A 12,719-nucleotide genomic window follows, 5' to 3' on the forward strand; every position below is an offset into this window, starting at 1 on the left:
CTGCGCCGATTTTGGCAGGTTTTGAAGAAGACGCGGGTTAGGCATGCTGATACATCCCTGACCCGCTAACCAATCAACTAAATGGAGTAGTTAATAGTCGAGTAGACCAAGGGAGCCGCCCCCTCAGCCTCTCACAGAACCGTACTTGAATCTCTCGATTCATACGGCTCTTCGCCTTCAGTCTTTCTTCAACATATACCAATGAGCAAACAGGTTTGGTTGCTGCTCTTTGAGTCTTTTAAGGTAAGCACCACTCTTCCGATAACTGCGCGTCAGTCGTTTGTATCGTTGACGCGCCCAGCGTATTAGCGCAAATTCCAGCCTATCGGCCAGCCAATACAAGCGGGCTTTCCCAAAGTGCTTGAAGTAGTTAAACCATCCCACAATCTTCGGATTGAGTACCGCTGCTATTTGCTGCTCGGATATTGCGCCGCGTTGCCGTAGCTTCAAATCTCGTACTACGCCCATGATTTGCTTGAACGATTTCCCGCTCATCGCAGGCGAGAACCCGGTGAAACGCTGACCGCGCGGGTTCACTGCTTCTCGAGGCTTGAAGGTATACCCCAGGAAATCGAAGCTGATCTGCTTATGTTTCCCCGCACGGTTGCTATCCTTGCAGTACACAATCTTGGTTTTATCGGGATGTAATTTCAAACCACAATCAACCATCCTTTGGGTCAATGCTTTCAGAAAGTCTTGCGCTTCCCTCTGACTTTTGCAGTGGAACACGACATCATCTGCATAGCGCTCAAACTTGATATGCCGGTAATGCCTCTCCATCCATGCATCCATCGCATAATGCAAAAATAGATTCGCTAACAAGGGGCTGATGACACCTCCTTGCGGCGTGCCTTGTTGCCGCGCCTCTAGCCGCCCGTCGTGATGTTGCACCGGTGCGTTTAGCCAACGTTCTATATATAGCCACATCCAGCAATGTTCTGCATGACGCTTTACTGCCTTCAAGAGCAACTCGTGGTCAATCGAATCAAAGAACCCTTGAATGTCCACATCCACCACCCAGTCATATTCCCAGCATCGCCGCCGTGCAACTCTCACTGCATCGATCGCCGATTTGCCGGGCCTATACCCATATGAATCGGGGTGAAAGTATGTTTCCAGTTCCGGCTCCATCATGGACTTGACCACTTGCTGGGCAATCCGGTCGGCTATCGTGGGTATGCCCAGTGGACGTGTCTTCCCGTCCCCTTTCGGTATTTCCACCCGCCGCACCGGCAACGGCATATAGCTTCCTGATACCATTCGGTTCCACAGTTTGTACAGATTATTCTTCTCATCTGCCTCAAACTTTTCAATGCTTAACCGATCAACACCACCGCTACCGCCATTGGCTTTCACACGTTTCCATGCTTGCCAAACCAACTTCTTGGATATATCAAATGACTTTGTGCTAATGATCGAATTCCTCCCCATTCGGGTTGACACCACCATTACCACCGAATGCGACAGCCCCTTCGCTCCAGCGCCATTACAGCGCCTTCATCACTACTACGGACTGTTCCGCCCCTGTGCCCGGTATTGGTACTCAGCTTCTCGCAGGGCCTCTGCTTGAAGTGCTCCCTTCGCACCCAGACGACAGGTTCTCATGTTCCGTCTATGGGCCTGTTACGGGGTCACGCCGTTTTTGTGCCGGATGCCGCTCAGTCAGTAAACAGGTTTCCCCTGAGCTTATCCCCACTGTTAGCCAGCAATGGGTTTCGACATCGTCTTGATTGCTTTCGACACCTCGTCAACGGTTCACTTGCGTTCGTCTCCACCGTACCTTACCTGATGTGTCTTGCACGCCTTTTCCTCAAACGCTTCCGACCACGACTCTTTACCGCAGCCGCTTTGAGGCGGTTTGCTATCCTCTCCTGCAAGATGATAGCGGAGGGCCTACCTCCATCTCATTGACAGCATGGCTCAGTTATCTGAGCCTTCATGACACACTGGCTAAGCGCAATCATACGCGAGACGGCAGCACGCCGGTAGTACATGCAGAAAAATCGCTCGCAACCCATCGCGAGCGCCTCATTCTCGTCGAGCAGTTGCCGGAATTTCTCGGCACAAAAACAAGGATACGTCTGCAAGGCGCATGGCTGACGGCAGCAGGGTTCTTGCCGCGAACGCACGTTCGAGTCAGAGTCATGACCGGGTGCTTGGTCATTACTCTTGAGTAGAGAGGACAGACCCATCACCGCTATCAGCAGCTAAAAAAACCGCTCTTCAACCCCACACACTGGGTGGGGTTGAAGAGCGGTCTTCTTGTTTTTTCAATAAAAGCGCGCTACCAATAATTCTGAAAACTATTGCCACGCATATTCAATAAATTTTTCGCACTCGCGGACTCTTTTTTTTCCATGCGTCATCGCCCGGGGAGCTTCCAAATGACATTTTTATTCCTCTATTTTTTTGGGTCGTAAATTACAGTCACTTGATAACGATTCATTCGACTTTCGCCGACCACCTAAACTCCACGTTCGCTTGGCAAATCCCAGCCCTCCAGTAGCAACTCAAATTGAGCAAGCCTGTGCGATATAGTCCGAAAATCTTGGATGTTAGATTCCATCTCCCAACGCCCTAGACCAAGATCACGCGGTTTATGGATCAAATTACCTTTTGCATCTTCTAACGCTTTAAGCAAAGGTGCATAATTCGCAAGCCAATCCACATCGCGACTCTTACCAAGATTCATTCGAATCTCCGTTTCTAGCAATTCTGCATGTAACTTTAATTTTATAGAATCCATTAGTGCACTCCTCCAATTTCAGCAATCTTGTTGGTGTTCGGATCGGTCCATTGCGCGCGGTTGGGCACCATTACCTGTTGCGCTCCCCCCGAGGCAGAATACGTACCTTGCTGAATTGGTGCGACTTGGCTTGTAAATGCCGTTGGTGTGCTTCCCACTTTAGGCGTCATCGAGTATACATCGAAGCCCAACTGAGAGCCTCGAATTGCTTGTTCCGCCGGTAATCCAAGCCGATTTGCGATTTGGTCACCGGGCAATTTCGACAGCACATCATATTCCTGGCGAGTCATAAAGAACGGTGAATAGCTCCCCACACTATCGCCAACAGGGATACCCTTCGGAACAATTTTTATCAATTCCGTATCGGAAGCAACAGTTATCGGCTGAGGCAAATTGGACCCACTTTTAATGAGATTTTGTGTATATCTAAATGCGTCATCTGACGAGGCACCTGCTGCAATGTATGAGTCCATAATTGCTTGCGCCTGTGGCGTCCTCATGATTTCCGGTGTTACTTTAAGCCCTTGAGTGCCAAATTGTTCAATTGGTGTGTAAGACAATCTTGATGCTGTATTCAACGCTCCCGCGTCCTTTGCTGCTTGATTCGCCAGCATCGCCCCACCCGCAGCACCTCCGAAATTGAGCACACCGTATGCTAAGGCCGCAGTCCCCGGACTCATCCCGAAACTTTGCAGCACCTGCTCCCCATAAGTTGGAGCCAGGTTGCCATCGACTAGCTGCTTAAATCCCGCATACGAATAGTCAGCACTCGTCCCGGCAACTACCGCGCCCAAACCGCAAGCTACGAGAGTAGCGCACCCTCCCGTCACCGATCCGACAGCTATAGCAGCACCTGTTACACCCTGCACAGCGCCGGTCGCCCGATTGGGTACCTGATAATACGTCAACGCATCGGTAAAGGCGTCAGCAGATCCATAAGTAGGAAATACGCCTGTGGCAATTAATTGCTGTTGTTGCGCCGTGAGTTGCTGCCCCGCTTGCTGCGAATCACTCAGTATCCCCTTGGCTTTATCACTATCGGGCACGCCTGCAGAGCAGTGAACCAATGCGCAAGCGGCATCCACGATGTCCTGTTGTTCGGAAAGGCTTTTCCCCTCCATGAGCCGCTGCATGGCTGCGCGCTGCTTAGGATCCAATTGCAAATTGTTGGCCACCACATTGACACTGGATGCAGCGCCGGCGCCGCCGCCGACAACAGCGCCAAGAGCCGCCGCCGCTACTTGCTGCAATCCTTCGGTAACGGACATCGGCAAGCCCATCTTGCCAATTGCGTCCCCGATGGTTTTCATGGATTCCGCCGATACAAGCGCGCCGGCCGCGCCAGCCAAATTACCCGTCAGCGCGCCAGCAGCGGTATGCAAGGCCACGCGATACTCGCCACCTTCGTCCCATTGGGCCGCTTGCGTCTGCAAGGACGCCGCTTGAGCGAAGTCGCCGTTGTCCGCGGCTTGCTTCGCTTCGGTGGTTAATGCATCCCTTTGCTTATCCGCATAGTTGCCAATCTGGGTTGCCGCCTGCTGCCCAAACGCCGCAACAATCTGTGCATTCGCCGTCACCTGGCTGTTAAGCTGCTGACCGTTCCAATCCTTCGAGATCGAGCCGGCATTGGTGACACCGACATTGTGGTTGACGGCGGTAACCGCTTGCGCTGCCGTCTGTCCCGTCAATGCCTGTTGCTTCTTGTCGTCGCCGATCACCACCGTACCGGCGCTGACGCCGCCATAGCTGGTGCCGGAGCTGCTGCCATCCTTGCTGCTCACGCCCATCGAACTGCCTTGGCCGCCTTGCTGGATGGTCAGGAGGTTGGCACCCTGCGCCGTGCCGCCTCCGCCGCTGCTGCCGCTGACGCCATACCCGCCGCCCACGGTCACAGCGCTGGCGCTGTAGCTGCTATGGTTCTGGAGATCGCTCTGCGTCAGCGTCTGCGTGACCAGCAGGTTTTTATCCGGTGTCGCCGTGCTGGCAATCACGCCGCCTTTCAGGTCGGTGTTACCGTTGACGCTCACCACGAAGCCGCCATTGCCGGCCTTGATGCCCGACTGCTGCGTGACGCTGGCGTAATCACCGTTGACCTTGCTCTGGCTGGCATTGATACTGCCGGAAGCACCAAAACCGATCGTGACGCTGCCGCCGATAGCCTGGTCCTTACTCTTATAGGTGCTGGTGTCCTGCAAGCTCTGGATATTCAAGTTGCCTTGCCCGCTGGTGCCGACATTGGCAAACACCTGGTTGCCGCTGGCCACCGCGCCTTGGATGTTGGTGTCATGCCCCGACGACAGCACCAGGGTATTGCCGGCAGAGACGTTGCTGTTGACATTCGTGACATCGGTCCCGTTGCCATTGCCCCGGCTGCCGGAGGCGCTGGCGGTAATCCCGAAAGCAAAGCCGTCTTTCCCATACGTCGCCGCAATCCCGACCGCACCGCTGTTCGAGGAACTGGTCGATTGCTGCGTGCTGGTGCTTTGCGCCGCCTTCAGGTTAATGTCGCCATCGGCTTTCAGCAACGCATCTTGTCCCGCACTGACATTGCTGCCAATGACGTTGATGTTGCTGTCTTTGCCGGCGCCGGTGGCCGTAATGGAGACGTTGCCGCCGGCTTTGACGTTCGAGCCGACCACCGTGCTGCTGCTTTGCGTGCTCTGGCTGTTACTGCTGGAAGAACCGACCGTCAGGCTGATTGACATGCCGTTGGCCGGATTTTGGCCGGTGGCGGCTCCCTGCGTGGCTGCGCAATCAGTATCATTATTTTTTTGATCGTGGATGGGACTGTTATCACTTGCATGGCGATGCACCTTGTACAACAGAAGGGCGTATCTAAATGCCTCATCTGACGAGATACACTCGCAGCATTTCTAAATATCAAAATTTCTTAGGAAAATTACCGGCCTCAAAAGCTGGAAGCAAATCTTTAATTTCGTCAATCCGCGTGAGTGTACAAAAACTAGGATTTGCTTTGCTTTGTGCCGCATGAAAATTAATACCGACCATTTCATGAGTCAAAGTATTTTCTCCATACTTGGCAATTAATTGCTCTATTATTTTTTCACTTGGGTAAGATACGTTACAAGTTTTTGCTGCCCCAAGCCTTGACCATGCATACTGCAAATTGGGATCCCAGCCCATGGCATCCTCGCCAGTGAAACCTTTGTCATAGTGATATTCATAGACATTTCTCTTAATATCATAAGCGCTCATTCCTCCTTTACCCAAATAATTACCATAGTCTTGAGCAACGACATTCAATGAAACGGTAGCCATTACAATAAAAACTGCTCGAAAAAGAGCCATATTTTTTTGGCACATATAAATACCTTCTTTTTAATTAATATATTCAAAAAAACACTACATCTGATGCAATACAAATTTCATAAAGTGAATTATCGCCAAAAATCCCTATAGTTTTCACTACGATTTAAATAAATCGCCTAATACAAAAATATCCAATAATCGAAACAACAATCACAACGATTACCCAGTAAGCAATTTTCCATGAGCGCGAAAGTTTTTTGTATTGCTCATCCGTCATTCCAGGGCCGAACATATTATTTTCCCTTTTGCTTATTCAAATCAAATCCATAACTTACAGGAGACACACCACCACCAGGCCCAGGAGGAAAACTCAGACCAATTTCAGTAGAGGTTTGACCGCCATAGCTGTGGTTCAAGCCCCCGCCAACGCCAAGAATTGGGATCGCAGGGAATGGATAAAATCCACCAGCAGAAACACCCGCCCCTTGCAAAAACTGACCAGTTGACCATGCGTCGGCTCCACCAATTATATTGCCAGCTGTAAGTGTCACTCCGGGCTTAAATCCAGGAGGGTATGACTTACCCAGTGCCCACTGCCCATACATACTCCCATCATGTAAATTAACAGCAATACCACCCGACGCGATATAGAAATTTGCCTGTAAAGAAAGATAATCAAAACCAGCCCCGGGCTTTCCCTGCGGAATACACTCAGCGGAAATACAGGGATTGCTTAGTATGTATGGATTGCTCGCCGAATAAACCACCGGTGGTACCGCATTCGCACTAGGCCAGGGCGTCTTGACGATCAATCCCGTTACAGCAGGGTTCGCACTCCCAGTATTGAGCCACGGCTGATTTTTCTGTGCATCTGTCGCATAAAACAAATACTGCCCGTTCCCGATGGACAAATCAGGATGTTGTGCAGCATATTCAGATTGCAACGTATGCAAGAAGGACGCGGCTAGCGGCGAATTTGGTACGTCATAGCCAATATTATTATCGACCATATTTTGAGCCGTATTAGCAAGTAACGACGTAGCAGCGTTGATTTGGGCTTGGGTCGGATTATTAGTGCCATACAGCCCCTGCGCAAAGCGCTTCGCATTATCCAAAATCATCTGCGTTTCACTCGAATGCAGTTGTCGGTTGTTAGCCTCCACATTCAACCCGGCTGCAGCTCCGGCACCGCCACCGACGACAGCGCCCAGCGCCGTTGCCGTCACCTGCGCCAAGCCCTTCGCGACGGAGTCCGGCAAGCCCATATTATCAATAGCCTTGCCAATCGTATTCATCGCCTCCGCCGATACCAACGCACCAGCCGCGCCTGCCAAATTACCAGTCAACGCGCCTGTAGCAGTATGCAAGGCTACGCGATACTCACCACCTTCTGCCCATTTTGCCGCTTCAGCTGGATCCGTCTTGGCTAAAGTTTCCATTTGCTTATCCGCATAGTTGCCAATCTGCACCGCAGCCTGCTGCCCAAACGCCGCAACAATCTGCGCATTCGCCGTCACCTGGCTGTTAAGCTGCTGACCATTCCAGTCCTTCGAGATCGAGCCGGCATTGCTGACGCCCACATTGTGGTTGACGGCGGCGACCGCTTGCGCTGCCGTCTGTCCCGTCAATGCCTGTTGCTTCTTGTCGTCGCCGATCACCACCGTACCGGCGCTGACGCCGCCATAGCTGGTGCCGGAGCTGCTGCCATCCTTGCTGCTCACGCCCATCGAACTGCCTTGGCCGCCTTGCTGGATGGTGAGAAGGTTGGCGCCTTGCGCCGTGCCGCCTCCGCCGCTGCTGCCGCTGACGCCATACCCACCGCCCACGGTCACAGCGCTGGCGCTGTAGCTGCTATGGTTCTGGAGATCGCTCTGCGTCAGCGTCTGCGTGACCAGCAGGTTTTTATCCGGTGTCGCCGTGCTGGCAATCACGCCGCCTTTCAGGTCGGTGTTACCGTTGACGCTCACCACGAAGCCGCCATTGCCGGCCTTGATGCCCGACTGCTGCGTGACGCTGGCGTAATCACCGTTGACCTTGCTCTGGCTGGCATTGATACTGCCGGAAGCACCAAAACCGATCGTGACGCTGCCGCCGATAGCCTGGTCCTTACTCTTATAGGTGCTGGTGTCCTGCAAGCTCTGAATATTCAAGTTGCCTTGCCCGCTGGTGCCGACATTGGCAAACACCTGGTTGCCGCTGGCCACCGCGCCTTGGATGTTGGTGTCATGCCCCGACGACAGCACCAGGGTTTTGCCCGCCGCAACGTTGCTGTTCACGTTGGTCACATCGGTCCCGTTGCCATTGCCCCGGCTGCCGGAGGCGCTGGCGGTAATCCCGAAAGCAAAACCGTCTTTCCCATACGTCGCCGCAATCCCGACCGCACCGCTGTTCGAGGAACTGGTCGATTGCTGCGTGCTGGTGCTTTGCGCCGCCTTCAGGTTGATGTCGCCATCGGCTTTCAGCAACGCATCTTGTCCCGCACTGACATTGCTGCCGATGACGTTGATGTTGCTGTCTTTTCCTGCACCGGTGGCCGTGATCGAGACGTTGCCGCCGGCTTTGACGGTAGAGCCGACCGCCGTGCTGCTGCTTTGCGTGCTCTGGCTGTTACTGCTGGAAGAACCTACCGTCAGGCTGATGGTAAAGCCGGTGGCAGGACTTTGGCCCGTGGCGGCTCCCTGTGCGGCGGCACCGTAGGCATTGTAAGCCGTCGATGCCGCTGCCGCGCCGGCCAGCACCTTCATGCGCGAATCATCCGTTTTACTGGCCGCATTGCCCATCTGCTGGATGCTCTGCACGGCGGTGATGATCGGCGCCGACACCGCCAGCGTCAAGCCGCTCTGGCTGAATGAACTCTTCTGCGTATCATTGCTGGTGTCGCTAACCGCCGTGATATTGACCTTTTGTGCAGTAATGCCGGTATCGCCCTGCATCGCAATCACGTTGCTGCCGCTCTGGTTATACGTATTGCCCGCGTTGATTTTGACGTTGCCGTTGATGCTGCCAACGGTACTGCTGTTATTGGTCAACGTGGTGACGGTTTGCGTGCCATCCTGGGACCGGTTGCCTATCGTGAACCCAATACCGCCGCTGCCCATCAAGCCCGATTTCTTGGATTCGTGCAACTCCGTATTCGTCTCGTGATTCTGCGATGTCACGATATTGACGTTGTTGCCGGCGTTGATGTTCAGATCGCTGGTGGCGGCAATGCCGCTGCCGCGCACGGTGACATCCTTGCCTGCTGTCACGCTGACCTGATTGCCCGACACCGTGCTGCCCTGCGCGACGTCGCCCGACATGGTCTTGATGTCATGGGTACTGCTGCTGGATAGCCAACCTTTATGACTGCTCCTGTCCTCCTGGCTATAGTCGCCGTGCAAGGTGGCCTCGCCGATTGTCACGTTGCCGGTGGCGCCCAAGGCTGCATTGCCCTTGCCGTCCAGATTGCTGCCAGCCGTGATCGTGCTGGCGGTGACGGTCAGATCCTTGGCCGGTGCTTGTTTTGCCAGGACCACATTGCCGAACGCGTCTTGCTGGGCGCCGGCCAGCACCGTCGCATTGCCGCCCGCCGACAGGCTGCTGCCGACGGCGATCTGGTCATGCATGTCAACGCTCTGCGATCCGCTCCTTTTGCCCGACTTTCCCTGGCCATCCAGGTGGTAGCTGCTGGTGTCGGTCGCATTCTGAACCGTGACGTTGCCGCCGGCAGCCACCAGCATATCCTTGCCCGACGACAGGCTGCTGCCGGTCACCGTCAGGTCGCCCTTGCTCACGACACCGAGATTGCCGCCAACTGCCACCGTGCTGCCGAGCGCATGCGTGGCTTGCACATCGGCATGGCTGTTCGCCGTCGGCGTCACATAATGCGATACCGTCGATACCGTCTCGACATTGATCGCATTGCCTGCTGTCAGCATCGCATTGCCGCCGGCGCTGATCTGCGCGCCTTGCAAGGTCAGATTCTGGCCGGCACTCATGACCAGGTTCTGCGTCGCCGCAATCTTGCCGACCGCACCCACGGCAGTAATCGTTGATGAGCTATTGCCGAAATGGGTGATGGCCGTGTTGGTGACCGACTGATCCAGGATATTGTTGCCGGCAAACAGGCCGACGTTACCACCGGAAAGTACGCCGCCGATGTTGCTGATATCGTGGTCCGCCGCCAGCAGCAATTGTTTGGTGCCAGAGAGCGTACCACCGTTATTGGCAATGTCAGTGCCCTTGATGCCGACCGAGTCGCCGGCAATCAAGGCGCCGGTGGGCGTCAAGTCCATGTTCTTGGCCAGATACACCTGCGGCACCAGCACCGTCTGCTGACTGCCGTCCGGCAGGGTCACGGTTTGGCTCACCAGCCAGACGATGTTCGACGTCAACGCCGCCATCTGCGCATCGCTGAGCGCCATGCCAGGCACGATATTGAATTGCTTGGCGTAGGCTGCGCCACCGGTCATCAGCGCCTTATATTCATCTTCCGCACTGCTATAGCCGGCCAGATAGCGTTTCCCGGTCAGGTTGGTGACTTGATCCGTGACCAGCTTTGCTTCATAAAAGCCATCGCCCAGGCGCTTTTGCATGGCCGCCGGATCAATGCCCAGCAAATTGAGCATGTAGTCGCTGGAAATGAAATTGCCGTACTGCGTAAAGCGCGGATCGGTCGCGATCAGATACGGCTGCGTCGGCTGCGGCCGCACGGCATACAGGCCGTTGGTCGGCAACACGGTATTGACCGCCCCTGCACGCGCACCATCGACGACACGCGCAGCGCCTGGCGTGGCGGTGCCGCCGATATTGCCCACCGCCGGCAAACCACCGGTGGAAGCGCCGGGAATGGTTGGATTGCCAGCACCGCCCACTGCCGTCACACCATCCACACCTGTCTGATTCCCGGCCGGTACGCCGCTGATGGTGTTATTCGTGGCCAGAGCCAGCGGCGCAATGCCATCGCCCAGGCCCAGCGAGGCCGCACTTTGCCCCACCGGTCGCGTCGACATGCCGACGCTGGTATTGCTGATGCTGCCACCCGTAATCGACACCGCCTGATTGCTGGTGATGGTGCCGCCTGCGACACCGATGTTTTGCGTGATCGGCGTATTGCTCCAGGTGGTCCATTGCACCGGCGGCGCCGGCAAGCTATCCGCCGTACCGAAGCCCGATTGATTGGTCGACGTATAGGTCCGCGTCAGCTGCGTGGCGGTATTGACGATCTTGGTATTGTTGCTGCCGTCGGCGGACGCCACGCCGTCAATGGTCAGATTGCCGCCGGCGGCGATTTGCCCATTGTCATTATTCAATTGCGTGCCGACGGCGATATGCATGTCGCCGCCGGACGTGATCTTCGCCGGCGCGCCGGTGGTCGGCGCCAATTGCGTCTCTGTGACGACCTGATGCGCAATGCGCTCGACCTCCATCGGGTAACTGCCGGGGAAATAGGCGCGGCGCTGTTGCGTATCGTTCTGGAAAGTCGCCGTCGGGTCGGTATAGTCGGGAATCGAGATCAGGCGGACACAGTTGGTGGTGCAATTGCCGTATTGGTTCGAGTACGTGATCGTCCCCAATACATTGCGAAAGGTATTGCCGTTGTAGTCCGCCCAGGCGCTGTTGCCGGCGACCTGATCGGGATTGACCTGATTGTCGGTGCGCTTCGTAAAATAAATCACCTGCGTGCCGGCCGTCGTCGCTACCCGCGACTGGCTCATGTATTGAATATCGCCGCCGCCATTCGGCAAGGGATAGACCAGGCCGCCCGTCATGATCTGGAACGCCGAATCGTTGGCCGACAGGTTCACCACCGCCTTGTAGATCAGGTAACCGTCCGGCGTCACAAACGGGGTCACCGAAACGATCGATGACGGATTCAGGTAATAGTCACTATGCATCTGCGTATTGCCGTTACGCGTGGGCGTACTGCCCGGCCCCAACGATGTCCACCAGGGCGATTGCGTCATGGTGCTGGTCGTATCCGAGACCGTCACCGTGTTGACCTGCACGTTCTGCCGCACGTTGTTGATCTGGTTGGCAGCGACATTCAGCGTGCCATCGGCTTCCATCGTCGACGACAGATTGTTGATGGTGCCGGTCTGGTTGAACAGATAGCCGTTGCCATCCTTGGCGCCGTTGGCCGCCATGTTCAAGTCGCCCAGGCTGTACAGCGTTGCACCATTCTGGTTATTGACGGTGCCGCTGACCCACAGATTGACCTGATTGACGCCGGCGATAATCGCCGCTGCGCCGTCGTTGGTCAGCGTGTTGGCGTTGACGGTGACGGTGTTGCCGATCACCGTACCCGTATTGCCGAGCAGATTGCTGGTGGTATTGACGTTATTACCCTCGATGCGGCCGGCATTAAGGATAGTGCCGGCGCCGGTATTGACGGTGGTGACGCCGGTGCTGAGATCGCCCGGATTGCCGGAGGCAATGTCGGCGCCGGCCACGTTAAACAGATTGGCCGCATTGACGGTGAGATTCCCCGCTGCCGTCAGCGTGCCGGTATTGACCAACGTCCCTGTGGTGGACAAAGTCAGGTTACGGTTGGCGGTAATCTGGTTGGCCGCGGTGTAGGTATAGTTACCTTGCAGGCCCACCGTGCCGTCTCGGCCGGCGATGATCTTGCCGTCGCCGCTCAACGTTCCCAGCGCTGCTTGCAGATCCAGATCGCTGCCGATGGCGCCACTGGCGTTGGTCAGCGTGCCGGTATTGATGGTGA

6 protein-coding genes are annotated in these 12,719 nt (G+C 55.4%); 1 reads left to right on the forward strand and 5 read right to left on the reverse strand.

Annotation, left to right across the window (positions count from 1 at the left end; translation table 11 throughout):
* Positions 1-177: 177 nt before the first annotated feature.
* On the reverse strand, positions 178-1,449 hold the full coding sequence (gene ltrA, locus KHU33_RS23670; protein WP_329956116.1) for a group II intron reverse transcriptase/maturase: 1,272 nt from the start codon (positions 1,447-1,449) through the stop codon (positions 178-180).
* 341 nt (positions 1,450-1,790) lie between these two features.
* On the opposite strand from ltrA, the gene KHU33_RS26935 reads away from it, so the two are divergent.
* Positions 1,791-2,177, forward strand: a complete 387-nt coding sequence (locus KHU33_RS26935) for a SymE family type I addiction module toxin (protein ID WP_407928315.1) — start codon at positions 1,791-1,793, stop codon at positions 2,175-2,177.
* Between the two features lie 287 nt (positions 2,178-2,464).
* On the opposite strand, the gene KHU33_RS23680 is transcribed toward KHU33_RS26935, so the two are convergent.
* The 4 genes from KHU33_RS23680 to KHU33_RS23695 form a co-directional block, all read right to left on the reverse strand.
* Entirely contained in the window at positions 2,465-2,746 is a 282-nt protein-coding gene (locus tag KHU33_RS23680; RefSeq protein ID WP_211467558.1) for a hypothetical protein, read from the reverse strand.
* Positions 2,746-5,451 (reverse strand): hemagglutinin repeat-containing protein, encoded by a 2,706-nt coding sequence (locus tag KHU33_RS23685; RefSeq protein WP_211467560.1) that lies wholly within the window; start codon positions 5,449-5,451, stop codon positions 2,746-2,748. The genes KHU33_RS23680 and KHU33_RS23685 overlap by 1 nt, the downstream gene beginning before the upstream one ends.
* Before the next feature lie 175 nt (positions 5,452-5,626).
* Positions 5,627-6,025, reverse strand: coding sequence for a hypothetical protein (locus KHU33_RS23690; protein WP_211467562.1), 399 nt, complete (start codon positions 6,023-6,025; stop codon positions 5,627-5,629).
* Between the two features lie 284 nt (positions 6,026-6,309).
* The coding region (locus tag KHU33_RS23695; RefSeq protein WP_211467565.1) for a hemagglutinin repeat-containing protein at positions 6,310-12,719 on the reverse strand (6,410 nt) is incomplete at its 5' end.

It is taken from the genome of Collimonas silvisoli (genome assembly GCF_018305005.1).
Lineage (GTDB): Bacteria > Pseudomonadota > Gammaproteobacteria > Burkholderiales > Burkholderiaceae_D > Collimonas > Collimonas silvisoli.